This is a genomic window from Mycetocola sp., assembly GCF_025464835.1.
Taxonomy (GTDB): Bacteria; Actinomycetota; Actinomycetes; order Actinomycetales; family Microbacteriaceae; genus Mycetocola_A.
The window spans coordinates 17304-43783 of record NZ_JAODMP010000067.1; the positions used below are offsets into that span (position 1 = coordinate 17304).

Below are 26480 nucleotides of genomic sequence, written 5' to 3' on the forward strand. Positions count from 1 at the left end.
GGAACAGATCCGGCCGTTTCGTTGACGCTTATCCCAGGGGGATGCCCTGGGTCGGCGCGTCAGCGTACAGATCGTCGATCTTGCTCGCGAAGTCCTGGAGGATGACCTGACGCTTGATGCTCATCTTCGGCGTCAGGTGCCCGCTGGCTTCGGTGAACTCCGTCGGGAGGACGACGAATTTGCGGATCGACTCGGCGCGGGACACCTTGCCGTTCGCCGCATCGATCGCCCGCTGGATCTCGCCGAGAACCGCACGGTTTTTCGCCGCTTCCTCCAGCGAGAGGGACGGTTCCTGGCCGTTGTTGGCGAGCCAGGTCGGAAGCATCTCGGGGTCCAGAGTGATCAGCGCCGAGATGAACGGGCGCTGATCGCCGACGACGACCACCTGCCCGACGACCGGGTTGGAGCGGATCGGGTCCTCGAGCGCGGCCGGCGCGACGTTCTTGCCTGCAGCCGTGACGATGATCTCCTTCTTGCGACCAGTGATGGTGAGGTTGCCCTCTGGGTCGAACGAACCGAGGTCGCCGGTGCGGAACCATCCGTCGCGGAAGGATTCAGCCGTGGCTTCGGGGTTCTTCCAGTACTCCTTGAAGACGTTGATCCCCTTTACCTCGATCTCGCCGTCGTCGAGGGTCCTGACGGCGACACCGGGCATGGCCGGCCCGACGGTGCCGATCGGGGTCTTGCCGGGGCGGCCGACCGTCGCAGGTGCCGTCGTCTCGGTGAGCCCGTACCCCTCGAGGATCTCGATGCCGAGGCTGTGGAAGAAGTGACCGAGTCGCGGGCCGAGTGGTGCTGAGCCCGAGACGGCATACTCGACGTTGCCGCCCATCGCGGTGCGCAGCTTACTGTAGACAAGCTTGTCGAACAGCGCGAACTGAAGCTTCATGCCGAGCGGGATGGGCCCACCCTTCTGCTTCGCGATCGAGTGGGCAACGGCCAGGTCGGCGGCTCTCCTGAAGATCTTCCCCTTGCCGCCGGCTTCAGCCTTCTGCTCGGCGGAGTTGTAGACCTTCTCGAAGACCCGCGGCACCGCGAGCAGATAGCTCGGCTTGAACGAGCCAAGCGATGGGAGCAACTGCTTGGTGTCTGGCTGGTGTCCTGTCTTCACCCCGGCGTGCACGTTCAGCACGGAGATGAAGCGGGCGAAGATGTGCGCAAGGGTGATGAACAGCAGCGTGGATGCGCCGCCGGGTCCGTCGACGACCTCAGAGAGGGCGACCGCGGAGTTTCGCGACAGCTCGACGAAGTTCGAGTGGGTGATGACGCAGCCCTTGGGCCTGCCGGTCGAACCCGACGTGTAGATGAGCGTGGCGATGTCAGAGCCGACGGCGAGGTTCCGGCGGCGTTCGATCTCCTCGTCCGCGATTCCCGTACCGCTCGCGGCGAGCTTGTCGAGGTCGCCCAAGTCGATCTGCCAGACGTTTCGGACGAGCGGGAGTTCCGGGTGGACCTCGTCGAACCGGGCGAAGTGGTCCGCGGTCTCGAGAATGACGGCCACGGCACCGGAGTCGCTCATGTTCCACTGCACCTGGCTCGGGGCGCTGGTTTCGTAGATGGGGACGAGGATCGCGCCGGCGAACCAGGTCGCGAAGTCGATGAGCGTCCATTGGTAGCTGGTCTTGGCCATCAGCCCGATTTTGTCGCCCGGCTCGATCCCGGCGGCGACGAGCCCCTTCGACAGGGCGATGACCTGGCGGTGAAATTCGGCGGTGGAGATGTCTTCCCAGCCGGAGCCGCGTGGAACGGCGAAGAGCGCGGAGTCCGGAGTGAGTTTCACCCGCTCCACGAGAAGGTCGGTTGCGTTGGCGGTCGGGTCGGCGGGGACGGCTGCGGGGACTTCGAACTGTTCCAAGGTAGCTCCTTTGGTACCTGTAAGGGCATGATACGTCTACTCTAGGGGGCAGTCGATCACCGACCCGTGCTCGATGGCGGCAGTTGGGCCGGATCACTAAGCTGAACCAGGCCGCGAGGATCGTTGTTGTGGCTTTCGACAGTATTCACCGTCCCCTGCCTGGAGGTTCTTTCGCGTGCACGCCATCGGCATCGATATCGGCGGAACGAAAATCGCCGGCGCCCTCGTGGATGACGATGGGAACATCGTCGAAGAGGCGCGCGTTGCGACGCCGACCGGATCGACGCAGCTGATCGAAGACGCGGTCGTGGAGATGGTGACCAGGCTGGCATCCGGTCGTCAGGTCGAAGGGGTCGGAGTCGCCGCCGCCGGATTCATCGACGCTGCGCAGTCGACGGTGTATTACGCACCCAACATCAATTGGCGTAACGAACCGTTCCAGTCACGGTTGTCGGCGCGCATCGACTTGCCCATCATCATCGAGAATGACGCCAACGCTGCCGGATGGGCAGAATTCCGGTTCGGCGCAGGCCGGCTCGTCAGCGACATGGTCATGCTCACGATCGGCACCGGTGTCGGAGGGGCCTTCGTCACCGAGGACCGGCTCTTCCGCGGCGGGTTCGGGGCCGGCGCTGAGCTCGGTCATATGCGGCTTATCCCCGACGGACTCCCGTGCGGCTGCGGCCAGCACGGATGCCTAGAACAGTACGGTTCCGGTCGCGCCCTTTTGCGGATGGCCAATGAGTTCGCCGACGCCGGCGGAATCGGCCAGACACTCGCCGAGCGCCGCAGTGTGACCGGCGTGCTTTCGGGCCACGACGTGGCCGAGCTGATCGGCGACGGCGACGGTGGAGCACTCGCCGCCGTCCGCCAGCTCGGTAACTGGCTCGGTCAGGGCTGTGCCAGCCTCGGTGCGGTGCTCGACCCACAGCTGTTCGTCTTCGGCGGGGGAGTGGCACAGGTCGGCGAGTTGCTGCTCGAACCGATCCGCCATTCCTACCTCGAACACATGCCTGCGCGGGGATACCACCCTGAGCCGGAGTTTCGCATCGCGGAACTCGTCAACGACGCCGGTGTCGTCGGAGCGGCTGACCTGGCACGGGTATCCGCACGCCGAACAATTCCGGGCAACCGGGTATAGGGGATACTGGAACGACGATGTTCTATTGGTTCATGAAATACCTGGTGGCAGGCCCGCTGCTGAAGTCCCTGTTCCGCCCCTGGGTGGTCGGCCAGGAGAACATCCCGAAGAGCGGCGGAGCGATCATCGCCTCCAACCATCTGTCGGTCATCGACTCGGTGTTCCTCCCGCTCTACCTGGACCGACGGATCTCGTTCCTGGCGAAAAGCGAGTACTTCACCGGCAAAGGCGTCAAAGGCTGGGTCACGAGAGTCTTCATGAAGACCACAGGGCAACTGCCGATCGACCGCTCGGGCGGTAAAGCGTCAGAGGCGTCTCTCCTCACCGGGCTGCGCGTGCTCGGCGGCGGCGACCTGCTCGGCATCTACCCGGAGGGGACGAGAAGCCCTGACGGCAAGATGTACAGGGGCAGGACCGGAGTCGCCCGTATGGTGCTCGAGGCCGGCGTGCCGATCGTTCCGATCGCCATGGTCGACACCGACGAGATGATGCCGATCGGAACGCGGCTTCCGAAGTTCAGGCGGATCGGGATCATCATCGGCGAACCCCTCGACTTCAGCCGCTTCGAGGGCATGGAAGGTGATCGCTTCATTCTCCGCTCCATCACCGACGAGCTGATGTACGAGATGCAGCGGTTGAGTAAGCAGGAATATGTCGACGTCTACGCCACGAGCGTCAAGGGAAAGGCACCAGCTCTTTCGCGATAGGATGGGCAATTGGGCCTCTTCGTGCCCGCTTCCCTAGAGAAACAGGAAATGTTCCGTGGCTGATTTGACTGATCCGGTGGTGTTGGCAGATGACTCTGTGATTTCCGGTTTGGACTATTGGCGCGAACTGCCGATCAAGCAGCAGCCCGAATGGCCCGATACGGATGCCGTCGGCCGCGCGTCTGCTCAGATCGCTTCATTCCCCCCGCTCGTGTTCGCCGGTGAAGTGGACATCCTCCGGGAGCGTCTCGCTCGCGCTGCGAGCGGCGAGGCCTTCCTGCTCCAGGGCGGAGACTGTGCCGAGACGTTCGCCGGCGCGACGGCTGACCAGATCCGCAACCGGGTCAAGACGATCCTCCAGATGGCCGTCGTCCTGACCTACGGCGCCTCCATGCCTGTCATCAAGATGGGCAGGATGGCTGGGCAGTTCGCCAAACCACGCTCGAGCGACACCGAAACGCGCGGCGACGTCACCCTGCCCGCATACCGCGGTGACATCGTGAACGGCTATGATTTCACCCCCGAGTCGCGCCGTGCTGACCCGAGCCGGCTGGTGCAGGGGTACCACACGGCTGCGTCGACACTCAACCTGATCCGCGCGTTCACGCAGGGCGGTTTCGCTGACCTGCGCCAGGTGCACAGCTGGAACAAGGGTTTCGCGTCGAACCCTGCCAACCACCGTTACGAGCAGCTGGCCGGACAGATCGACAAGGCAATCCGGTTCATGGAGGCGGCGGGTGCCGACTTCGACGAACTCAAGCGCGTCGAGTTCTACACGGCGCACGAAGGCCTCCTGATGGACTACGAACGCCCGATGACGCGGATCGACTCGCGCACAGGTACGCCGTACAACACGTCGGCGCACTTCATCTGGATCGGTGAACGCACGCGCGACCTCGACGGCGCTCACGTCGACTTCCTGTCCCGGGTGCGCAACCCGATCGGTGTGAAGCTCGGCCCGTCGACGACACCCCAGGCGATGCAGGAGCTCATCGACAAGCTCGACCCGAACCGCGAACCGGGGCGGCTCACGTTCATCACCCGGATGGGCGCAGGGACGATCCGGGATGCCCTCCCGCCGCTTCTCGAGGCCATCAAATCGGCTGACGCCAACCCGCTCTGGGTGACGGACCCGATGCACGGCAACGGCATCACGACGCCCAACGGATACAAGACCAGACGGTTCGATGACGTCGTTGACGAGGTCAAGGGATTCTTCGAGTCGCACCGCGCTGTCGGGACGCACCCTGGCGGCATCCACGTCGAGTTGACCGGCGATGACGTCACCGAATGCCTGGGCGGGTCTGAACGGCTGGACGAGGCGTCACTCGCCACCCGTTACGAGTCGCTCTGCGACCCCCGCCTGAATCACAAGCAGTCCCTCGAGCTGGCGTTCCTCGTCGCCGAGGAACTCGGCAAGTAGCACTCAACACGACGAAGGCGCCGGGGCTCCCGCTCCGGCGCCTTCGTCGTGCACCCCGATGGCCGCACCTCAAATTCGTGAGACGCCCTCATATTCAGGAGGGTTTACCGACACGCCGCGCTGTGAGCGCGACCACACGGCGTGTCGGCTCGGATCTCCTGAAATGTGGAGTGGCGGATACGGGAGCGCAGATGCCGGACGGCCGGCTCAGGGAGCTTCCTCGAACAGGTAGGCCGTGATCGTTACCGTCGAGCCCCGCCGGAGACTCTTCCCGGCCACGGGGTCGGTGGAATCGACGCTGAGCAACGGGCTTCCCCAGTTGGGTTCGGCGATGTCGCTGACGACCTTCACGGTGAACCCGGCGTCTTCGAGAGCCTTCTTCGCTGCTGCCACGTTGTGGCCGACGACGTCCGGCACCGCTACAAGGTCGACGCCCTTGGATACGACGAGACTCACGGTGTCATTCGGACGCACGATGCCCTCCGGGAGGGTTGCGGAGAGGACGAGGCCCTTGTCGATGTCGTCACTGAATCTCTGGGTGACATCGTCGGATACGACAAGGCCGCTCTCCTTGAACGCAGTACGCGCCGCGTCCGGGCTCAGACCGACGACATTCGGTATCTCGCCGACCGAGACGGCCAGGTTGAGGGTCTCGCCCTGGGGGATGGTTCCGCCGCCGGAATAGTCGGTCTCGGTCGCCGGGTCGACTGCGGCGATGACAGCCCCCGGTGCGACCTCGTCATGGAACTGCTGATCCACCGTGCCGAGAGTGAGCCGGTTGTCTGAGAGGAACGTTTCCACGTCCTTCTGCGCCATCCCGGTGAGGGCGGGCACGTCGACGCTCTGGCGGCCGAGCGAGACGTTGAGGGTGATCGTGGCGTCACGGTCGATCTGGCTGCCAGGAGCCGGGACTGTACTGGACACGAGACCGGCGGCCACGTCGAAGCTGTACTCCTCGCCCTGCTCGAACTGCAGGCCGAGCTCGGTGAGCGTCGCCTTGGCATCCTCCGGCGTCGAGTTGATGAGGCTGGGAAGAACGACCTGGGAACCGGGACCAGCGCCGAAGTACCATCCCGTGCCGCCGGATGCGACGGCGAGCAGCAGAACGAGCGCAAGGATCCACCATCCCTTCCGGCGGCGACGAGCGGTCGTCGCGCGGAGGGAGGATGTCGCGTCGGCGGGCGCCACCGGGTCGGTTGCCATGTTCGCCGAGGTCAGCGCCTGCGTGAATTCAGCGGTGTCGCTGATCGGCACAGCGGCCGGCATCAGCATGGTGGGGCTGTGTGCGGACGTGGCGGCCCCGAAGCCGAGCTGTTTTTCGACTTCCCTGAGGCGTTCGAGCAATTCACGCGCGTCGCTCGGGCGTTCGTCAGGGGACCGCTCGGTCGCCCACAGGACGAGGTCGTCGAGCGGATCGGGAACAGACGGATTGACCACACTCGGCCGCGGTACTGATTCGTTCGCGTGCTGGTACGCGATCTGCATCGGCTGCTCACCCTTGTACGGCTGTTCGCCGGTGAGCATCTCGTACATCATGATGCCGAGCGCGTAGATGTCGCTTCGAGCGTCTGCGATGCCGCGGGTCACGAGCTCAGGGGAGAGATAGGCGATGGTGCCGAGCAGAGACTGTCCGGTCGCCGTGTTCGCGCTGGCGGCGCGGGCAAGGCCGAAGTCGCTGATCTTGATCCGGCCGTCGTCAGCGAGCAGCACGTTTTCGGGTTTCAGGTCGCGGTGGATGATCCCCGCACGATGCGCCGCCGCGAGCCCGCTCGTCACCGCGTCCATGATGTCGACGACCTGGCGTGGGGTCAGCTTGCCGTGGTCGCGGAGAAGATCGCGCAGGGTGATCCCTGGCAGGTATTCCATGACGAGGTAGGCGAGGTCGGAGTCCTGCCCCTGGTCGAATACGCTGACAACGTGCGGATCCGCGAGGCGTGCGGCTGACCTGGCCTCCTGCACGAACCGGTTGCGGAAGTTGCTGTCGTCGGCAAGGTGCCCGTGCATCACCTTGATTGCGACGCGGCGTTCGAGGCGCTGGTCCGTCGCGAGGTACACGGTTGCCATCCCGCCGCGGGCGATCCGCGATCGCACCTCATAGCGGTCGTCGATGAGACGACCGATCATGGGGTCGGTCCGCTGGCTGGTTGTCACGGTCTGAAGTCTATGGAGCCAGTTGCAGTGCACGCTGGCAAAACACCGCAGGCGACCGCAATGGCCGCAAATTTGTGACCGGATTGTGAGGAAAGAGACCGATCGCGGCCCTGGGGACGCGTCGAGGTCAGTCCAGCTGGCTGAGCCATGCCCGCGCGGATGTCTCCCACTTCGCGTAGGCAGCCGGGTGGGCAGACTTCTGGACCGCTTGCGCCGCCTCGGTGAGTGACATCGACGTCCACCCCGGTATGTCGAAAAGCCCGCGGGTCAGGCCGGGGTTCGGGTTCGCTGAGCCACCGAGAAACGCCTTTGTCGCCCGCACCGGGTCCAGAAGCTGTGCCGGTGTTCCCCAGCCCTGGCTCGGTCGCTGTTGGAAGAGTCCGAGCGAGTCCCGGTCTCCGAACCGGACGTTGCGGAGGCTTGACTCCTGCGCGGCGGACGCGAGGGTGACGACGATGGCCTTGTCACTTGCGCCGAGGGATCGCGCCGTCGAGATGATGATGCGCGCGTTCGCCGCCATCTCCTCGCTCAGCGGCGTCACCGCGCCCGGGGTCGCTCCTGGCGAGGGTTTCGGGCTCGGAGCGGCGGTCGCGGCAGGAACGGATGCCCTGGCTGCGCCGGGCGCCGGAACGAGAAGGGACTGGCCGGGGTAGATGATGCTCGAGGCGCTGAGGTTGTTCGCGGCCAGGAGAGCGGCGATGCTCACCCCGTTGGCTGCGGCGATGCCGCTGACGGTGTCCCCTGAGGCCACGGTGTGACTCGATGACGAGGCCGGTGCTGCCTGCGGTGCGGATGTCGCGGTCGCCCCGGTGAGTTTGAGTACCTGGCCCGGGAAGATGAGGCTCGACCAGCCGAGCCCGTTGAGGGCGAGCAGGGACGCTGTGGCGATACCGAAAGTGGAAGCAATCGAACTGACCGTGTCACCTGAGGCCACCGTGTATTGGGCTGGCGGCGCCTGTACAGCGACCGGAACGATCGCCTGGGGGAGCGGTGCAGGGCTCGGCGCACTCGAACGCGGGGCACCCAGCGGGGCAGCGGCGGCTTCTGCCGGCATCGAAACGTGGATGCTGGCAGCCAGTGATCCGGTCAGAAGGATCGGAAGCGTGAGATTGCGTGCCCGCTGGCGCGGGTCGGCTGCTGTCCGCGGTGTCGCTGGTCGTTGCGCCATGAAAATATGGCCCCCATTCGTGTGTCAATGGCCCCCACGCTCCCACACCCCTGTGCCCGGAGTCAACCAAAGTGACCCTTGTGGTTCGGCGTAACCTGCTCGAAACATGACGAAGGCTCCGCCGGGGCGGGCTGATCTGTCACACTCATACGGTGACAGATGTGTATGAAGACCGACAGTGGCTGACAATTCCCGACCTCGTTGAGAAACTCAACCTCACGCCGAGCAGGATCCGCCGGCTGATCGAAGAACGACAGCTCCTCGCGATCAAGCGCAACGGGGTGCTGAGCGTCCCGGCCGCTTTCCTCGGCGAGGAGGATCTGCCGCTCAGCGAACTGAGAGGCACCCTGTTCGTGCTGGCAGACGCCCGGTTCACCGACGATGAAGCGATGGAGTGGATGCTCAGTACCGAGGAGAGCCTCGGTGCCGCGCCGATCGATGCACTCCGAGCCGGCCGCAAGGCCGAGGTACGCAGGGTCGCCCAGGCGCTGGCCTGACCGCAGCGCGCGTCGTCCGCCTCTCAGTGGCTTCGGCGAGTCACGGCTTCCGCGAGCGAGAGCAACCGGGCCGTCGCGTTTTCGCTCAGGGCCGCACCGTGCAGTGCCTCGGTAGCGCGACCGACATTCTCGGAGATCATCGATTCCACCTTCTCGACGGCCCCCGATTCCCGGATCGTCGCCTGGAGCGATGAGACCTGATCGGCGGTGAGACCGGCGTCTCCGAGGAGTTCGTCGAAGATGCGCCTGGCCGTCGGCGGCAGCGCCGTCCTGGCCAGTGCCACGAGCACCGTGCGCTTCCCTTCGAGAAGATCGTCGCCGCTCGGCTTTCCCGTGACATCGGCGTCTCCGAAGACGCCGAGCAGGTCATCGCGCAGCTGGAAGGCGATACCGAGGGGGAGCCCGAAAGCCCGCAGCGCCGCCACCTGCCGTTCCGATCCACCCGCGAGCAGTGCACCGATCACAAGTGGGCTTTCGACGCTGTACTTCGCCGACTTATAGGTCAGCACCTGTTCCGCCCTGGCGAGCTGTTCCGCTTCCGGGTGAGAACGCCACGCGCTCTCTTCGAGGATGTCGAGGTACTGCCCGGCGGTGACTTCGGTGCGCATCCTGACGAACTCCGCCCTCGCCGCCAGCCGGGACGCCTGCGGGAGAAAGGCCAGGCCCTCGTCGAGGAGTTCGTCGCTCCAGCCGAGCAGCAGGTCACCGAGGAGGATCGCGGCGGCGCGGCCGTACGGATCACCATCGCCTTCCCAGCCGGAATTCCGGTGAAGGGACTCGAACCGCCGGTGCGCGGCCGGCGCACCACGGCGTGTGTCTGAGTTGTCGATGAGGTCGTCGTGAATGAGCGCGGCAGCGTGGAAGATCTCGAGAGCACCGGCCACAGACACCACTGCCTCGAGGTCGTCGGACGGGTTCGCCGACGCCCGCGGGACACTGTTCCAGCCCCAGTAGCAGAAGCTCGCTCTGAAGCGTTTGCCACCGCTGAGAAACTCCCGAGAGAAGGCAGAAAACGGCGCAAGATCAGCGCCCACTTGAGCGAGAATGGGTTCACGCGACCGCAGGAAAGAGTCGATTCGCGACTGGACCAGATCGTGCAGGTTGGCAGTTTCACTCACAGCGCTAGCCTAGCGATCTGACCATGGCTAGAATTGACCCGATGGACCTGTGTCGCACCCGAGTTGGAGGGAACATCATGCCACTGTCTGAACAGGAGCAACGGCTTCTTGATGAGATGGAGCGCAACCTCTACCGGAACGACGCCGACTTCGTGTCGACCGTCGGAGATCGGCGTGGTCGCCCCACCTATCGAAGTATCGCGCTCGGAAGCGTCATCACCATTGTGGGTGCCGCCGCTCTCGTGCTCGGTGTCGTCCTGCAGCAGCCGCTCGTCGGCATCCTCGGTTTCGGCATGATGCTCGCCGGCGTTCTGGTGGCCATCAGTCCAGGCAAGGCAGGCGCGCAGGAGTCGAGTGACAAGGGCGGATTCGCATCCGCCTCGGCGGGCAACCGCCCGAAGGGCTCGACCACATTCATGGACCGTATGAACGAGCGCTGGGACAAGCGCCAGGACGACCGCTAAGCGGTTCCTCCACTTCCTTCCCTCAGTACAGGGCCGACCGGCAGGTCGGCCCTTTTTTTGCGCCCTGATGCGCCCCGGACGACGGTTCCCTTCGCCAGCAGCGGCCAATTCCTCCCGGTGACCGCAAAACTGCTCCCATTCCCTCCACCCTAAAGCGCCGCGTAGATCCGGGCCTCGCAAGGACGTTCACCGCGCCAATATCACGCTTTCCGTGACTTTGTGGTGCGAAGTGGAGTAAAGTGGAGCAAACCTGAGATGGCCGGAGCGAAAGGGGGGCGCAGCGATGTTTCTTGGCACCTACGCCCCGAAGCTCGACGAGAAAGGCCGCATCATCCTCCCCGCGAAGTTCCGCGACGAACTCGCCGGGGGAGTGGTCATGACCCGCGGCCAGGAGCACTGCGTCTACGTCTTCAGCACCCGCGAGTTCGAGTCCCTCCACGAGAAGATCCGCCAGGCGCCCGTGACCAGCAAGCAGGCCCGTGACTACCTCCGTGTGTTCCTCTCCGGCGCCAGTGCAGAGACGCCTGACAAGCAACACCGTGTCACCGTGCCATCCACGCTCCGCAACTACGCCGGTCTCAGCCGCGATCTCACCGTGATCGGGGCGGGAAGCCGCGCCGAGATCTGGGACACCGAAGCCTGGGAGGCCTACCTGGCCGAACAGGAAGCAGCATTTTCCGATACCGCCGAGGAGGTGATCCCCGGACTCTTCTAGTCCCTGAAACCTGACTCCCAGCCGTTCACGCGCCCTGACACACTTCCCCGGTGCCAGGTCGGAATGGATGGGGATCAGGCTCCAGGGGCGCTCCGGACAGATCCATGGAATTGAACAACATCCACACCCCAGTGCTGCTCGAACGCTGCATCGAGCTCCTGGCCCCCGCGATCAGCAAGCCGGGCGCCGTGCTCGTCGACGCGACCCTCGGCATGGGCGGTCACGCTGAAGCGATCCTCGAGCGGTTCCCTGAACTGACCCTCGTCGGCCTTGACCGCGACCTCGACGCCCTTGCCATCGCCGAAGAACGACTGAAACGCTTCTCCACGCGGTTCCACCCGGTGCACACCGTCTACGACGGCATCCGAGAAGCGCTCGACTCCCTCGGGATCGCGCACGCCAGCGGCGTCCTCTTCGACCTGGGCGTCTCCTCGCTCCAGCTCGACCGCGTCGAGCGAGGTTTCTCGTACTCCCAGGACGCCCCGCTCGACATGCGTATGGATGCCACCAGTGAACTGACCGCGGCCCACATCCTCGCCACATACCGCGAGGGCGACCTGCGCCGCATCTTCGAGGACTACGGCGAAGAGAAGCTCGCCGGCCGCTATGCGCGGAAAATCGTCGAGGCTCGCGCCGTCGAGCCGATCACCCGTTCTGGTCGACTGGTCCAGCTGCTGCAGGATGCCACCCCCGCTGCGGTTGCGCGCGCAGGGCATCCGGCCAAGCGAGTCTTCCAGGCCCTGCGTATCGAAGTGAACACCGAATTGAGCGTCCTCCGGGCAGCGATCCCCGCTGCCCTCGAAACGCTCGAAGTGGGCGGGCGGATCGTCGTCCTCTCCTACCAGTCGCTCGAGGACCGCATCGTCAAACGCGACCTCCAGGCGGCAGCCGCATCGACCTCGCCGCCCGGGCTTCCCGTCGAACTTCCCGAGCATTCCCCGCGCTTCAAGCTCCTCGTCCGGGGAGCGGAGCTCGCCACAGACGCCGAAAAAGCAGAGAACCCACGCGCGACCCCCGTCCGGTTGCGTGCGGCTGAACGACTGAAGATGAGGAACCCATGAGCGCAACAGCAGTCAGCGTCCCCCGTAGGGCGTTCGCTCCCTCCCCTCAAGAGACAGCACCACGGCCGGTTCGGGCCGTCCCGGCCGCGGCCCAGCGCCCCAAGCCGAAGCTCGCATACGCCGTTGTCGCCATCGGCGGTGTCCTGGCGATGGTGGTGGTGCAGCTCCTTCTCAGCGTCGGACTCAGCCACGGCGCATACGAGATCTCAGCGTTGCAGCAACAGCAGCAGACGCTCAGCTGGCAGCAGCAGTCCGCCTCCAACGACCTGCTCGAAGTGTCTTCACCGCAGTTCATCGCGGCGAACGCCCAGGCGCTCGGCATGGTGATCAACGGCACTCCCGCGTACCTCCGGCTCTCCGACGCCGCTGTCATCGGCGTGCCGGCCGCGGCGATGGAGGAGACCGAGATCCCCGTGGGTCCTTCGACACTCGTGGCCAACTCGCTCATCGACGGTGTGCCGCTCGTCACCGTGCCAGGAGCGACTGTCGACCCCGATGCAAGCGCAACAGGCGTGGCAAACGCGGCACAGCCGATCCCGCCTCTATCGTTGGAAAATGGCATCCCCGCGCCACAGACCCGTTAGGCGCCGGATCCCCGGATGGCACGGTTCAAAGGACAACACGTGGTGAAACACTCAGTCTCGACACGGCGTCGAGTGGCAGCGTCGATTCTCTGCGTGGTCATCATCGTCGGAGCCTTCGTCGTCCGGCTGGTAGACATCCAGGTCGTCCGCGCCGACCAGCTCGTCACCGCCTCACTCGAGAAGACATCCGGCGCGGGCACTCTCTACGCCCCTCGGGGCAACATCGTCGACACCAACGGCGTCCTGCTCGCGGCCAGCGTGACTCTGTTCGACGTCACCATTTCCCCGAAGGATGTCGACGACATCAGCCGGAAGGACGAGAACGGGGACACGGTCACCATTCCGGCGGCTGAAGCTCTTGCCGAGGTCGCGGCCGTCATCGGCCAGAAGCCGGAGGTCGTGCAACAGATCGTGAAGGACGCTCTCACAAACGATCCGTCGTCGAACTTCGCCTTCCTCACGCGCAGCGTCGACTACGCCACATACCAGGCACTCATCGACCTGAAAAAGCGCGGGACCTGGTGGATCTACACCCAGCAGACCTCCGGCCGGACGTACCCGAACGGAGCCGTTGCCGGGAACGTCGTCGGCTATGTCGGAAGCGACAATGCCGGCCTCGGGGGTCTCGAGCTGGCATACGACACGTGTCTGACCGGTCAGAACGGCCAGCAGGCGTTCCAGCGAAGCAAGGACAACGTGGCGCTTCCGGGGACGACGGAGATCACCAAACAGCCGGAACCAGGCGGCGAGCTCAAGCTGACGATCGACAGTGACCTCAACTGGTACCTGCAGCAGCTCGTGGCTTCGCAGGTCCAGGCGCAGGGTGCGAAGTGGGGCACCATCACGGTGACAGAGGCGAAGACGGGCAAGATCAGGGCGATCGCCGAAGCCCCATCCCTCGACCCCAACGACGTGTCATCGACCGCATCCGAGAACAGGCGATCACGGGTGTTCCAGGACCGCTTCGAGCCCGGGTCGGTCTTCAAGCCCCTCACGGCGGCGTCCCTCATCGACGCCGGACTAGCCACGCCGGCATCCCCGGTCGTCGCGGACTACCGGTACAAGCCAAAAAACGGTGCAAGCATCAAGGACGCTCTCCCGCACGAGCGCCAGCAGCTGACGCTCGCCGGTGTGCTTCAGACCTCGTCCAACACCGGCACAAGCCAACTCGGCGAGCGGCTCAGCCCCGAAAAACGCTACAACTACCTCAACGCGTTCGGCTTCGGTCACGGCAGCTCCATCGGCTTCCCCGGCGAGCAGAAGGGTGTGCTCCACCCCTGGCAGGAATGGGACAACCAGACGTACTACACGACGATGTTCGGGCAGGGAGTCGATGTCACCGGCATCGAACTCGCCGGCGCCTACCAGGCCATCGCCAACCTCGGCGAGAGACTTCCACTCACTCTGATCGAGGGATGCAGCTACCCGGACGGCACGGTGACCGAGGTCCCTGCGGAGCCGAAAGCGGTACGCGTGGTTTCCGAGAAGGCAGCCTTGGAAACACTCGGCATGATGGAGACAGTCGTCACCGAGGGCTTCTGGTCCGCGTCGCTCGAGATCCCCGGCTACCGCGTCGCGGCGAAGTCCGGGACGGGTGAGCAGATCATCGACGGTATACTTCAAGACACGTTCTATTCATCGATGGCAGGCGCGGTTCCGGCCGACGATCCTGAATACGTGGTCACCGTCACCCTGAAAGACCCGCTGTACAAGCGGTCGTCAGCGGCGGCAGCACCCGTGTTCAAAGAAGCGGTCCTTCAGGTGATCAAGAAGTACGGAATTCCACCGTCGGCGACCCCAGGTGCGAACTACCCGGGAACCTACTAAACCAATGGCGCGAGTCGATGCCCGCTCGCGCAGGCTGCACGATACCGAGCGTGCCGGAAAGATACCTCACATGATTCGATTGACGCTGTCCGAGATCGCACACCGGCTCTCAGGCACCCTGCACGCCGCTGGGACGGATGCCACCGAGGACACGGTCGTGGACGGCCCGGTCGAAACCGACTCCCGTGAGATCGTGCCAGGCGGCGTGTTCGTGGCCAAACGCGGAGACGACACCGACGGGCATCTGTTCGTCGACGCCGCGGTCGACCGCGGGGCTGCCCTCGCCATCGTCGAGCACCCGCTCGAGAGCGCGGTGGCCCAGATCGTGGTTGAGGATGCCGTTACCGCCCTCGGCGAACTCGCCCGGTTCGTGGTGGAGCGGGTTCGCGCCGCCGGGAACCTCACGGTCATCGGTATCACCGGGTCCAACGGTAAAACCACAACGAAGAACATGCTCGAGAGGATCCTCTCGGCCGAAGGTGAGACCGTCGCCCCCATCCGTTCGTTCAACAACTCCGTCGGCGCGCCGACCACGATGCTCCGCACCACCGAATCCACCCGCTACCTGATCGTCGAGATGGGTGCGAGCGGAATCGGCGACATCGCGCGGCTCGTGTCGATGGCCAAACCGGACATCGGCGTCGTTCTCAAGGTGGGACTGGCCCACGCCGGAGGGTTCGGCGGCATCGACGCCACCCTCGCCGCCAAGACCGAGATGGTCACCGACCTTGCCGCAGATGGCGTCGCCGTTCTGAACGCCGACGATTTCAGGGTGGCGTCGATGGCCGAACGCACTTCCGCGCGGGTGCTCCGCTTCGGAGAGGACCCTTCGGCGGAGATCCGCGCAAGCGACATCTCCGGCTCCCGGACCGGGACGGCCTTCACCGCACACGTGCCGGGAGAGGAGCCCGTGCGCGTGCAGCTCCGTGTCCTCGGCGAGCACCACGTCTGGAACGCGCTGGCTGCGATCGCGGTCGCTCGCACCGTCGGCGTGCCCCTTGCCCGTTCCGCTGCCGCGCTCGAGACTCTTTCGCGGGCCGAACGCTGGCGCATGGAGGTACTCGGCGGCCGGGATGACGTCACCATCATCAACGACGCCTACAACGCAAGCCCTGACTCCATGTCCGCCGCAATCAAAACTCTTGCCCAGATCTCCGAGCCGGGCAAGCGCACCATCGCCGTGCTCGGTGCCATGAGCGAGCTCGGTGAGTACTCGGGAGAAGAACACGATCGGATCGGGCTGCAACTGGTGCGCCTGAACATCTCCCGGCTCGTCGTCGTCGGCCAGGAGGCCCGCCGGATGCACATCAGCGCCATCAACGAAGGCTCCTGGGATGGCGAGAGCGTGTACTTTGGCGATATGGATGCGGCCTACGACTACCTCGCTGCAGAGATCACCCCGGGGGACACGGTTCTTGTGAAGTCCTCGAACTCTGCCAAATTGCGATTCCTGGGCGACCGATTAGGAGAACTGTTCTCGTGGTAGCACTCCTCACCGCCGGCGCGCTCGCGATGGCGTTCTCGCTGTTCCTCACCCCGCTGTTCGTCAAACTCTTCAAGAAGCTGGAGTGGGGCCAGTTCATCCGCGACGACGGTCCGAAGTCCCACCACGCCAAGCGTGGCACCGCGACGATGGGCGGTCTGGTCATCATCGCCGCCACCCTGTTCGGGTTCTTCACCGCCATGCTCATCACCGGCGATTCCATCAGTGTGTCAGCACTGCTCGTGCTGTTCCTGATGGTGGGCCTCGGCGTCGTCGGGTTCATCGACGACTTCACCAAGACCCGCAAGCAGCGGAGCCTCGGCCTCGGCGGCTGGGCGAAGATCTTCGGCCAGGTTCTCGTGGCCGTGACGTTCGGCATCCTCGCCATCAACTTCCCCAGCGCGGATGCCGTCACCCCGGCCTCCACGGCGATCTCGCTGACCCGCGACCTCCCGATCGACCTCATGATTCTCGGCCCTGTGGTCGGCGTCACGCTGTACCTGCTGTGGACGAGTTTCATCGTCACCGCAGCGTCCAACGGCGTCAACGTCACCGACGGCCTCGACGGGCTTGCGACAGGGGCGTCGATCCTCGCGCTCGGGTCATACGTCATCATCGGCTTCTGGCAGTACAACCAGTCCTGCTTCGGCTCCGCCCTCGCCGACGATGTGGCATACAAATGCTACGAAGTACGTGACCCGCTGGCCCTCGCGATCGTCGCGGCGGCGATCTGCGGCGCTCTCATCGGGTTCCTGTGGTGGAACACCTCCCCGGCGTCGATTTTCCTCGGCGACACCGGCTCCCTCGCGCTCGGTGGAGCGATCGCCGCTCTGGCCATCCTCACCCGTACCGAGCTCCTCCTCGTCCTCATCGGCGGTCTCTTCGTCATCGAGACCGGCTCCGTCATCGTGCAGCGCGCATACTTCAAGGTCACACGGGGCAAGCGGATTTTCCGGATGAGCCCGATCCACCACCACTTCGAGCTCAAGGGTTGGGCTGAAGTGACTGTCGTCGTGCGGTTCTGGATCGTCGGCGGGCTGCTCGTCGCCGCCGGAGTCGGGACCTTCTACCTCGAGTGGATCCTGAGATAGCCATGGACAACCGACTGGACTCCCTCACCAGCTGGCACGCCGAGTGGACCGGCCTCCGCGTCGGGGTACTCGGCCTCGGCGTCACCGGCTTCTCCGTTGCAGACACCCTCGCCGAGCTCGGAGCAGACGTCCTCGTCGTCGCTTCCAGGGCTGAGGACGCACGCGCCGGCCTGCTCGATGTGATCGGTGCCCGGCTGGTGAGGAGCGACCTCGATGCCCCGCCGGTGGAACTGCTCGCCCACCGGCCGGAGGTGCTCGTCGTCTCGCCCGGCTTCTCACCCGGCCACCCGCTGCTGGAGTGGGCCGCGGGGGCCGGCATCCCGGTGTGGGGAGACGTCGAACTCGCCTGGCGCGTACGCGACAAGGTCGGTACGCCCGCCGAATGGATTCTCGTCACCGGGACCAACGGCAAGACGACCACGGTTCAGCTGACGGCGGCAATGCTCGCCGAATCGGGATTGCGCGTGGCGCCGTGTGGCAACATCGGCGTACCGGTTCTCGACGCCATCCGCGACCCGCAGGGCTTCGATGTCCTCGTCGTCGAACTCTCCAGCTACCAGCTGCACTACCTCGCCGGACAGACGGGGCAGGACAAGGTCACTCCGTACTCCAGCGTCTGCCTCAACATCGCGGACGACCACCTCGACTGGCACGGCTCGCTCGAGGCTTACGTCGACGCGAAAAGCGAGGTGTACTCGCGCACCCGTGTCGCGTGCGTCTACAACCGCGCGGACCCGGTCACCGAAGACATGGTTCGCCGTGCGGATGTCTCAGAGGGCGCCCGCGCGATCGGGTTCGGTCTCGGCGTCCCAGGGCCGAGCGACCTGGGGGTCGTCGACGGAATCCTCGTCGACAGGGCCTTCCTCGATGATCGGCTGACCTCCGCGCTCGAGCTGACCACCGTCGACGATCTCGCCGCCGCCGGGCTGGCCGCGCCCCACATCGTCGCGAACATTCTCGCCGCGGCGGCGCTCGCCCGTTCCTTCGGTGTTCCGCCCGGCATCATCCGGCAGGCGCTTCTCGGTTTCTCACTCGACGCCCACCGCATTCAGCTCGTGCTCACCGCGGGCGGGGTCGGCTGGATCAACGACTCCAAGGCGACGAACCCCCACGCGGCCGACGCTTCGCTGCGCTCATACCCGTCTGTCGTGTGGATCGTCGGCGGGCTGCTCAAGGGCGTCGACGTCGGCGACCTCGTCTCCCGCCATGCCGCGCGGCTCCGAGGAGCAGTGGTGATCGGCGTCGACCGTGCAGCCGTCCTCACGGCATTCGAGCGACACGCGCCAGAAGTCCCGGTGTTCGAGGTGACGGCGGATGACACTGGGGATGTAATGACCGAGGCCGTGAAGCTGGCGTCGGGGGTGGCGGCGTCGGGTGACGTCGTTCTCCTCGCCCCGGCCGCGGCATCCATGGACCAGTTCGCCGATTACGCCGAACGGGGCCGACAATTCAGTGAGGCTGTGCAGGAACGATGGGGAGGGTTGACCGATGAGCGCCCCGACGACCAGCCCACCGCGTAGCGACGACACCACCGTCTCCTCAGCCCGGATCCTGCTCGGACGAACCCTCGCCCCGCAGTCCCGCAATTACCTCCTTGTGCTCGGCACGACCCTGTTCCTCGTCGGGGTGGGCCTCGTCATGGTTCTCTCCTCCTCATCCGTCGACTCGTTCCTCGACAACAAGGGGTTCTTCGGCGGCTTCTGGAAGCAGGCGACTTACGCGGTCCTCGGCATTCCACTGATGCTTGTGATCAGCAGGATCCCGGTCAGCTTCTGGAAGCGCTGGGCCTGGCTCGTCCTCGCCGCCGGGCTCATCCTCCAGATGCTCGTCTTCACCCCGCTCGGCTTCGACGGGGGCGGTAACCGCAACTGGATCGCCCTCGGGCCGATCAACGGCCAGCCATCAGAACTGCTCAAACTCGCCCTCGCGATCTGGCTCGGCGCCATCCTCGGGCGCAAGATGGAGCTGCTGTCGAACTGGAAACACGCATTGATCCCGGTGTTCCCCGTCGCGGCGATCGCCCTCGGCCTCGTGCTCGCCGGGCAGGACCTCGGCACGGTGGTCATCATGGCCGGTCTTGTGATCGGCGCCATGTTCTTCGCGAACGTCAGACTCCGGTTCCTGGCTGTGCCGGTCGCCGCCGGACTTCTCCTCTTCGTGGTCATGGCGATCCTCAGCCCCAACCGCATGGCCCGGATCATGACGTTCCTCGACGACGAGTGCCTCGACTACGAGAACCTCTGCTGGCAGCCGCTGCACGGCACATGGGCACTCGCCAACGGGGGAGTATTCGGCCTCGGTCTCGGCAACTCGCGCGAGAAGTACTCGTGGCTGCCCGCGGCGTCGAACGACTACATCTTCGCCATCATCGGTGAAGAGCTCGGCCTGATCGGCGCCGTCGTCGTCCTGGTCATGTTCGTGCTGCTCGCCGTGGGTTTCGTCCGCATCATTCGCAGAAGCTCGGACCCGTTCGTGCGCATCACCACCGGCGCCATTCTGGTCTGGATCATCGGCCAGGCATTCGTGAACATCGGAGTCGTCCTCCGTCTGCTCCCGGTGCTCGGCGTCCCCCTCCCATTCATCTCAGCAGGAGGAACCGCTCTCTTGACCTCACTCGCCGCCATCGGCATCGTTCTCGCCTTCGCCAGGGAGCAGGCGTCGCCTGCGCGTCCCGCACCTGAGGGGAGGTTCCGGTCGTGACCACGTACCTCCTCGCCGGCGGCGGAACAGCCGGCCATGTGAACCCGCTCCTCGCCGTCGCAGACGCCCTGACCGAGCGCGAACCGGACGCCGAGGTGTACGTCCTCGGCACGAAGGAAGGGCTCGAAGCGCGCCTCGTCCCCGAACGCGGCTACGAATTGCTCACAATCGCGAAGCTGCCGTTCCCTCGGCGGATCACCAGGCAGGCGGTCGGCTTCGGGCCGCGATTCGCCGCTGCCGTCAGGAGCATCCAGTCGATGATCGCCGAGCACGGCATCGACGTCGTCGTCGGCTTCGGCGGCTACGCCGCTGCACCCGCCTACCTGGCAGCACGCCGCGCAGGCATTCCCATCGTCGTTCACGAGGCGAACGCGAAACCCGGTCTCGCAAACCGCCTCGGCGCCCGGCTCACCCCGTTCGTCGGGGTCGCCTTCCACGGCACCAGGCTGCGGAACTCGCGGTTCGTCGGGATGCCGCTGCGCCGTGAGATCGAACGTCTCGACCGTGACGCGGCCCGCAAAGCCGGCAGGGAACTCTTCGGCCTCGCAGACGACAGGCCCACCCTCCTCGTCACCGGCGGCTCGCTCGGCGCCAGACGCGTCAACGAGACGATCTTCGCGGCACGCCAGACGCTCGTCGACGCCGGCTACCAGGTCCTGCACATCGCCGGGGACAAGTCGGAGCTCAGCGACCCGGGAACCGAGCATTATCACCTCCAGTCGTATTGCGATCAGATGGACCTTGCCCTGGCCGTCGCCGACTTCGCCGTCTCCCGCGCCGGAGCCGCGACCGTCTCGGAACTCTCGGCCCTCGGCATCCCCGCCGCGTACATCCCGTACCCGGTCGGCAACGGCGAACAGCGGTACAACGCTGCCGACGCCGTGAACGCAGGCGGCGCGGTCATCGTGCTCGACGCGCGCTTCACCCCTGAGTGGATCGAGAAGTCGCTCGTCCCCCTCCTCATCGACCGGATGCGCGTGCAGGACATGGCTGTGCAGTCGCGGCTGATGGGGACCCTTGAGGGGTCCAGCCGGATGATCGACCTCATCTCCGAAGCGCTCGTGCGACGCTGACGCCCAGCCCGATGCGTTATAACTGAATCTTCCCCAGAGCCCACGGACCGAAAGAGAACACCCAGCGTGATCAAACCCGACTTCACCACCGAGATTCCGGACGAGCTCGGAACCGTGCACTTCGTCGGGATCGGGGGATCAGGGATGAGCGGCATCGCCCGGCTCTTCCTCAGCGCCGGGCACACCGTCACCGGCTCAGACGTTCGCGACTCCGCCAACATCGAGGCTCTCCGTGAGCTGGGAGCCACGGTGAGCATCGGCCACGATGCGGCCAATCTGGGGAACGCGGACACCGTTGTGGTCACGAGCGCGCTCTGGCCAACGAATCCGGAGTACGTCCTCGCGAAGGAACGCAGCATCCCGGTCCTCCACCGGTCACAGGCTCTCGCCGCCCTGGTCAGCGGTCAGCGCCTGGTTGCTGTCGCCGGCGCACACGGCAAGACCACTTCGACCGGCATGATCGTGACCGGTCTGCTCGGACTGTCCGAGAGCCCCAGCTTCGTCAACGGCGGTGTGATCGAGTCCCTCGGCGTGTCAAGCGCACGGGGCACAGGTGACCTGTTCGTCGTCGAGGCGGACGAGTCGGACGGGTCTTTCCTGTTCTACGACACCGCCGTCGCCCTCATCACCAACGTCGACGCCGACCACCTGGACCACTACGGGTCGCTCGAGGCGTTCGACGACGCCTTCGTGACCTTCGCCCAGAAAGCATCCGAACTGGTCGTCATCTCTTCGGACGACCCTGGCGCCGTGCGGGTCGCCGCCAGGCTCGACGGTAAACGCGTGCTCACCTTCGGCGAAGCGCCGGACGCCGATGTGCGCGTGCATTCGATCAGCAACGAAGGCCCGGTCTCGTTCATCGTGAGCTACGAAGGTCAGGACAACGGCACCACGCTGCGCGTCCCTGGCAGGCACAACGCCATCAACGCTGCGGGGGCTCTCGCCGTGCTCGTCGGTCTCGGTTTCGGTGCCTCAGAATCGCTCGCCGCCATCTCCGAGTTCGGCGGCACGGAACGCAGATTTGAGCTCCATGGCACCGTCGATGGAGTCAGCGTCTTCGACGACTACGCCCATCACCCCACCGAAGTCGCTGCCGCGCTCTCAGCGGCACGGACGGTCGTCGGCGACGGGCGCATCATCGCCGTCCACCAGCCGCACCTGTACAGCCGCACCCGGCTGATGGCGGGGGAGTTCGCTGCGACGCTCGAAGCCCACGCCGATCAGACGGTTGTCCTCGACGTTTACGGTGCGCGGGAGGACCCGGTGCCCGGTGTGACCGGTGAACTGGTCACCGGCCGGTTCGAGGATGCCTCCAGGGTCGCGTTCATCCCCGACTGGCAGGAAGCCGCCGACTACGTCGCCTCCATTGCACGGCCGGGAGACTATGTCATCACCCTCGGCTGTGGCGACGTCTACCGCATCGTGCCCCAGCTGCTCGGCTCGCTCACTGCTGCCAGGCGTTAACCATGAAACGGCCCTCAGGGTTCACCCCCCAGCGACCGTCGAATCCCGAGCCGAGCCGGCCGGACTCGTCGCGCCCCGGGGGGCAGGAGCGGCCAGGGCGCCCACAGGGCGAGGACGCACCCGCCGACCCCCTCCCTTTCACGCCGGTCGCCCAGGAGGAGCCGAGCCCGCCGGCCGAGCCGGTGCCGCCGAGGTTCCCGGATCTTCGCGAGGCCCAGAAGCAGCGCAGGCGCATCGAACGCGCGGAAGTCCGCCGATTCACCGCGGGGTCCAGGCGCAGGCGCAGGACCTGGCTGTCGGTTCTCGGCGGGATCGCCGGACTGGCGCTGCTCGTGTGCCTGCTCGCCTACACGCCGATCCTCTCGGTCAGGACGATTCAGGTCGAGGGGGCGGAGCGGGTCAGCTCTGACGCCATCGTCGCCGATCTCTCGAGCCAGCTCGGCTCGCCGTTTCCGATGGTCGACGAGAGCGCCATCAAGGCCGCACTGGTTCGTTATCCGCTGATCGAGTCCTATTCCGTTGAGGCCCGCCCGCCGAGCACCCTCATGATCCGGTTGGTCGAGCGCACACCGGTCGGCGCCGTCGACACCGGCGACGGATTCCTGCTCGTGGACGCCGCAGGAGTGGTCGTCGAGGCTGCGGCCGCCCGGCCGGGCGTGTACCCGCTCATCGCCGTCGACGGCGGGCTGAAGGCCGAGGGTTTCGCTCCCGCCGCCGCCGTGCTCAGGTCGTTGCCAGCAGACGTGTTCGCGCTCGTCGATACCGTCACGGCGACCACCAAGGATGACGTGCGATTCACCCTGCGGGATTCAGACACGACCGTTGTGTGGGGGAGTGCGGAGGAGTCAGCGTTCAAGGCGTACACCCTCGTCGCGCTCATGAAAGCGCAACCGGATTTCACCGAATACGACGTCACATCCCCGGACGTCGCCGTCGTTCGCTGAGCGCGGCCGCCGAGAAAAATTCCCCGACTTCGCGACACGCGGAGCGTCATCCCGCGTTCGCGTGTCGTCGCGCATAACGTCAGGTTCAAGAAATGCATACTGAGCATAACTTTAAGCCTTAACCTGAGGTTGAGGGTTTCTACCGGAGGCCGGACGTGACTACAAACCAGAACTACCTTGCCGTGATCAAGGTCGTCGGCATTGGCGGCGGCGGCGTCAATGCTGTCAATCGAATGATTGAGCTCGGCCTTCGCGGCGTCGAGTTCATCGCCATCAATACCGACGCGCAGGCGCTTCTCATGAGCGACGCCGACGTCAAGCTCGACGTTGGACGTGAGCTCACCCGAGGACTCGGCGCGGGAGCTGACCCCGAGGTCGGCCGTCGTGCCGCTGAAGACCACGCCGAAGAGATCGAAGAGGCCCTGGCTGGGGCCGACATGGTCTTCGTCACAGCAGGGGAGGGTGGCGGAACCGGAACCGGCGGTGCCCCCGTCGTCGCTCGCATCGCCAAGTCGATCGGCGCGCTGACGATCGGTGTCGTCACCAAACCGTTCGGCTTCGAGGGGCGCCGCCGCCAGCAGCAGGCTGAACTCGGCGTCGCGAAGCTCAAGGAAGAAGTCGACACCCTCATCGTCGTCCCGAACGACCGGCTGCTCGAGATCAGCGACCGCGGCATCAGCATGCTCGAAGCGTTCTCGACGGCCGACCAGGTTCTCCTCGCCGGTGTCCAGGGCATCACCGACCTGATCACGACACCCGGTCTCATCAACCTCGACTTCGCCGACGTCAAGAGCGTCATGCAGGGCGCAGGTTCCGCGCTCATGGGCATCGGTTCGTCCCGCGGGGCCGACAGGGCGATCAAGGCAGCGGAACTCGCTGTCGCGTCGCCTCTCCTCGAGGCGTCGATCGAAGGCGCCCACGGAGTGTTGCTCTCGATCCAGGGTGGCTCCAACCTCGGCATCTTCGAGATCAACGACGCCGCCAGGCTCGTTCAGGAAGCCGTGCACCCCGAGGCCAACATCATCTTCGGTGCCGTCATCGACGACACCCTGGGTGACGAGGTACGGGTCACCGTCATCGCCGCGGGCTTCGACGGTGGCGAACCGCCGTCGCGTCAGAACGAGTCCGTGCGTGAAGCAGCGGCCAGCGCCGCCAGCGTGGCCGTAAGCGCACCGGCCGCCGCCATCGGCGGAAGCGACAAGCCTGCCGGCGGCGCGGTGCTCACCGAGACGGCTCAGTCGTGGAAGGTGACCGAACAATCCCTCGCCACTCCGCCGGTGTCAGCCGACCCGGCGTTCGCCGAAGAGGACGAACTCGACATCCCCGACTTCCTCAAGTAACGATGCCGAACGGCGACGACCAGGCGCTCGACCAGCATTCGCTGGCCGAGCGCCTGGCGCGTGTCCAGGCGGGGATAGCGGATGCTGCTTCGGCCGCCGGCCGGCAGGCATCCGATATCACGACCATCGTCGTGACCAAGTTCCACCCGGTCGCGCTTGTTCGCGAACTGTACGAGCTCGGTGTTCGGGACTTCGGAGAGAACCGGCACCAGGAGGCATCGGCAAAGGCTCAGGAACTCGCTGAGGTCCAGGACCTGTCCTGGCATTTCGTCGGCCAGCTCCAGTCGAAGAAAGCGAGGCAGGTGGCCGCATACGCCGACGTCGTGCATTCGATCGACCGGCCGGCGCTCGTCACGGCGCTCGGCGTGCAGAGCAAACGCCCGCTCGATTGCTTCGTGCAGGTGAACCTGACACGCGACCCTGCGCGCGGCGGTGTCGAGCCAGACGAGCTGCAGCCCCTCGTGCAGCAGGTTCTGGACACCCCGGCGCTGCGCCTGCTCGGTGTGATGGCTGTCGCGCCGCTCGGCGAAGAGCCGAGGCAGGCTTTCGCGCGACTCAGGGCGCTGTCTGAGACGGTCACGACTCTGGCCCCGGATGCCGACCGGATCTCGGCAGGAATGTCCCACGATTACCGCGAGGCGATCGCCGAAGGTGCGACACACCTTCGCATCGGGACCGCAATCACGGGTAACCGGCCCGTCCCCGGTTAATGTTCTAGAAGTAGGAACCGCACAAACGGAGGTAGCGATGTCCAACCCGCTGAAGAAGACCATGGTCTACCTTGGCCTCGCAGACGATGATCTCGAGTACGAGGAGAATCAGTCCACTGCTCCCGCCACGACCCCGCCGGCCGCGGTCCCGCACAACCCGTCGAACGCGAACACGCAGCCTCCGGCAGCGGTTCACAACCGTGCGCCTGTGACGCCGCTGCGCCGGCCGACGGCGACGAAGCAGGCGGCGCCTGTTGAGCTCAATGAGATCCTGACGGTTCACCCCAAGCAGTACCGCGACGCACAGGTCATCGCTGAGACGTTCCGTGACGGAGTCCCCGTCATCATCAACCTCTCGCAGATGAGCGAAGGCGACGCCAAGAGGCTCATCGACTTCGCCAGCGGCCTGTCGCAGGGCCTCTACGGGAAGATCGAACGGGTCACCAGCAAGGTCTTCCTGCTGTCCCCGGCACACGTCGCTGTGCTCGGAGATGCCGGCGGCGCAGCCGCCGATGCAGAGTCCACCTTCTTCGCTCAGCCATAATTGACGGGTGGACTCCGTTCTTTCGTTTCTCCGAAACATTCTGTACTTCGCCCTCCTGCTGTATTTCTTCGTCATGTGGGCAAGATTCGGCCTTGATCTGGCTCGCTCGTTCAAGCCGCGTTGGCGGCCGACCGGCACCGGACTTGTCGCCGCAGAGCTTGTCTTCTCGCTGACCGATCCTCCAATCCGGTTCTTCCGTCGCATCCTGCCCCCCGTGCGGATCGGCGCCCTCGCCCTGGATTTCGGCTGGAGCCTCACCATGTTGTGCGTCATCGTCGCGATGACGCTGGTGAACGCGCTCCTGCGCTGATTTCCCTGGCGGGGTATCCTGTAAGTCTCGTGCCCAACCGTTTCTCTACCAGCAGCCGTTGCCGGTCTTTGCTAGCGTTGGCACGTCCATTCGAGCTCAATCAAGTAAGA

At 65.5% G+C, this 26480-nt stretch carries 24 protein-coding genes; 20 read left to right on the forward strand and 4 right to left on the reverse strand.

The window, feature by feature from the left end:
• Nucleotides 1-28: 28 nt before the first annotated feature.
• Nucleotides 29-1855: a long-chain fatty acid--CoA ligase gene (locus JWP90_RS08220; RefSeq protein ID WP_297362296.1), complete on the reverse strand. Its 1827-nt coding sequence runs from the start codon at nucleotides 1853-1855 to the stop codon at nucleotides 29-31.
• Nucleotides 1856-2030: 175 nt separating this feature from the next.
• Here JWP90_RS08220 and JWP90_RS08225 point away from each other — a divergent pair, with 175 nt between their 5' ends.
• From JWP90_RS08225 to JWP90_RS08235, 3 genes are all read left to right on the forward strand, one after another.
• Complete coding sequence (locus JWP90_RS08225; protein ID WP_297362298.1) at nucleotides 2031-2996, forward strand: ROK family glucokinase; 966 nt, start codon at nucleotides 2031-2033, stop codon at nucleotides 2994-2996.
• A gap of 17 nt (nucleotides 2997-3013) precedes the next feature.
• Entirely contained in the window at nucleotides 3014-3703 is a 690-nt protein-coding gene (locus JWP90_RS08230; RefSeq protein ID WP_297362301.1) for a 1-acyl-sn-glycerol-3-phosphate acyltransferase, read from the forward strand.
• 97 nt (nucleotides 3704-3800) lie between these two features.
• Nucleotides 3801-5126: a class II 3-deoxy-7-phosphoheptulonate synthase gene (locus JWP90_RS08235; protein ID WP_297362304.1), complete on the forward strand. Its 1326-nt coding sequence runs from the start codon at nucleotides 3801-3803 to the stop codon at nucleotides 5124-5126.
• A gap of 207 nt (nucleotides 5127-5333) precedes the next feature.
• Here JWP90_RS08235 and pknB read toward each other — a convergent pair whose 3' ends face one another.
• Nucleotides 5334-7277 (reverse strand): Stk1 family PASTA domain-containing Ser/Thr kinase, encoded by a 1944-nt coding sequence (gene pknB, locus JWP90_RS08240; protein ID WP_297362307.1) that lies wholly within the window; start codon nucleotides 7275-7277, stop codon nucleotides 5334-5336.
• A 127-nt stretch (nucleotides 7278-7404) separates the two neighbouring features.
• Nucleotides 7405-8445: a LysM peptidoglycan-binding domain-containing protein gene (locus JWP90_RS08245; protein WP_297362310.1), complete on the reverse strand. Its 1041-nt coding sequence runs from the start codon at nucleotides 8443-8445 to the stop codon at nucleotides 7405-7407.
• A gap of 152 nt (nucleotides 8446-8597) precedes the next feature.
• Here JWP90_RS08245 and JWP90_RS08250 point away from each other — a divergent pair, with 152 nt between their 5' ends.
• Nucleotides 8598-8942 (forward strand): Rv2175c family DNA-binding protein, encoded by a 345-nt coding sequence (locus JWP90_RS08250; protein ID WP_297362314.1) that lies wholly within the window; start codon nucleotides 8598-8600, stop codon nucleotides 8940-8942.
• Between the two features lie 23 nt (nucleotides 8943-8965).
• Here the strand turns inward: JWP90_RS08250 and JWP90_RS08255 are convergent, their stop codons facing one another.
• On the reverse strand, nucleotides 8966-10060 hold the full coding sequence (locus tag JWP90_RS08255; RefSeq protein ID WP_297362317.1) for a polyprenyl synthetase family protein: 1095 nt from the start codon (nucleotides 10058-10060) through the stop codon (nucleotides 8966-8968).
• Between the two features lie 77 nt (nucleotides 10061-10137).
• Here JWP90_RS08255 and JWP90_RS08260 point away from each other — a divergent pair, with 77 nt between their 5' ends.
• The 16 genes from JWP90_RS08260 to JWP90_RS08335 all read left to right on the forward strand — a co-directional run bounded on the left by JWP90_RS08260 (nucleotide 10138) and on the right by JWP90_RS08335 (nucleotide 26370).
• Complete coding sequence (locus JWP90_RS08260) at nucleotides 10138-10524, forward strand: DUF3040 domain-containing protein (RefSeq protein WP_297362320.1); 387 nt, start codon at nucleotides 10138-10140, stop codon at nucleotides 10522-10524.
• Nucleotides 10525-10807: 283 nt separating this feature from the next.
• The gene (mraZ, locus tag JWP90_RS08265; protein WP_297362323.1) at nucleotides 10808-11239 is read left to right on the forward strand and encodes a division/cell wall cluster transcriptional repressor MraZ; all 432 of its coding nucleotides are present in this window, start codon (nucleotides 10808-10810) and stop codon (nucleotides 11237-11239) included.
• Between the two features lie 104 nt (nucleotides 11240-11343).
• On the forward strand, nucleotides 11344-12300 hold the full coding sequence (gene rsmH / locus JWP90_RS08270; protein WP_297362326.1) for a 16S rRNA (cytosine(1402)-N(4))-methyltransferase RsmH: 957 nt from the start codon (nucleotides 11344-11346) through the stop codon (nucleotides 12298-12300).
• Nucleotides 12297-12884 carry a hypothetical protein gene (locus tag JWP90_RS08275; RefSeq protein WP_297362329.1) on the forward strand — a complete coding sequence of 196 codons (588 nt, stop codon included), beginning with the start codon at nucleotides 12297-12299 and terminating at the stop codon, nucleotides 12882-12884. Before rsmH ends, JWP90_RS08275 begins: the two co-directional genes overlap by 4 nt.
• A 39-nt stretch (nucleotides 12885-12923) precedes the next feature.
• Nucleotides 12924-14711 (forward strand): penicillin-binding protein 2, encoded by a 1788-nt coding sequence (locus JWP90_RS08280; RefSeq protein ID WP_297362332.1) that lies wholly within the window; start codon nucleotides 12924-12926, stop codon nucleotides 14709-14711.
• A gap of 70 nt (nucleotides 14712-14781) precedes the next feature.
• Nucleotides 14782-16197, forward strand: coding sequence for a UDP-N-acetylmuramoyl-tripeptide--D-alanyl-D-alanine ligase (gene murF, locus JWP90_RS08285; protein WP_297362334.1), 1416 nt, complete (start codon nucleotides 14782-14784; stop codon nucleotides 16195-16197).
• Nucleotides 16191-17285 carry a phospho-N-acetylmuramoyl-pentapeptide-transferase gene (mraY, locus tag JWP90_RS08290; RefSeq protein WP_297362337.1) on the forward strand — a complete coding sequence of 365 codons (1095 nt, stop codon included), beginning with the start codon at nucleotides 16191-16193 and terminating at the stop codon, nucleotides 17283-17285. Before murF ends, mraY begins: the two co-directional genes overlap by 7 nt.
• Before the next feature lie 2 nt (nucleotides 17286-17287).
• Nucleotides 17288-18805, forward strand: a complete 1518-nt coding sequence (murD, locus tag JWP90_RS08295; protein WP_297362340.1) for a UDP-N-acetylmuramoyl-L-alanine--D-glutamate ligase — start codon at nucleotides 17288-17290, stop codon at nucleotides 18803-18805.
• Nucleotides 18774-19985 (forward strand): putative lipid II flippase FtsW, encoded by a 1212-nt coding sequence (gene ftsW, locus JWP90_RS08300; protein ID WP_297362343.1) that lies wholly within the window; start codon nucleotides 18774-18776, stop codon nucleotides 19983-19985. Before murD ends, ftsW begins: the two co-directional genes overlap by 32 nt.
• Nucleotides 19982-21058, forward strand: coding sequence for a glycosyltransferase (locus JWP90_RS08305; protein ID WP_297362346.1), 1077 nt, complete (start codon nucleotides 19982-19984; stop codon nucleotides 21056-21058). Before ftsW ends, JWP90_RS08305 begins: the two co-directional genes overlap by 4 nt.
• Before the next feature lie 66 nt (nucleotides 21059-21124).
• Nucleotides 21125-22522: a UDP-N-acetylmuramate--L-alanine ligase gene (murC, locus tag JWP90_RS08310; RefSeq protein WP_297362349.1), complete on the forward strand. Its 1398-nt coding sequence runs from the start codon at nucleotides 21125-21127 to the stop codon at nucleotides 22520-22522.
• Nucleotides 22523-22524: 2 nt separating this feature from the next.
• Nucleotides 22525-23466: an FtsQ-type POTRA domain-containing protein gene (locus JWP90_RS08315; protein WP_297362352.1), complete on the forward strand. Its 942-nt coding sequence runs from the start codon at nucleotides 22525-22527 to the stop codon at nucleotides 23464-23466.
• 155 nt (nucleotides 23467-23621) lie between these two features.
• Nucleotides 23622-24806: a cell division protein FtsZ gene (gene ftsZ, locus JWP90_RS08320; protein ID WP_297362356.1), complete on the forward strand. Its 1185-nt coding sequence runs from the start codon at nucleotides 23622-23624 to the stop codon at nucleotides 24804-24806.
• A gap of 2 nt (nucleotides 24807-24808) precedes the next feature.
• Complete coding sequence (locus JWP90_RS08325; RefSeq protein WP_297362359.1) at nucleotides 24809-25516, forward strand: YggS family pyridoxal phosphate-dependent enzyme; 708 nt, start codon at nucleotides 24809-24811, stop codon at nucleotides 25514-25516.
• A gap of 37 nt (nucleotides 25517-25553) precedes the next feature.
• Complete coding sequence (locus tag JWP90_RS08330; protein ID WP_297362361.1) at nucleotides 25554-26060, forward strand: cell division protein SepF; 507 nt, start codon at nucleotides 25554-25556, stop codon at nucleotides 26058-26060.
• 7 nt (nucleotides 26061-26067) lie between these two features.
• Complete coding sequence (locus tag JWP90_RS08335; protein WP_297362364.1) at nucleotides 26068-26370, forward strand: YggT family protein; 303 nt, start codon at nucleotides 26068-26070, stop codon at nucleotides 26368-26370.
• Nucleotides 26371-26480 lie beyond the last annotated feature (110 nt).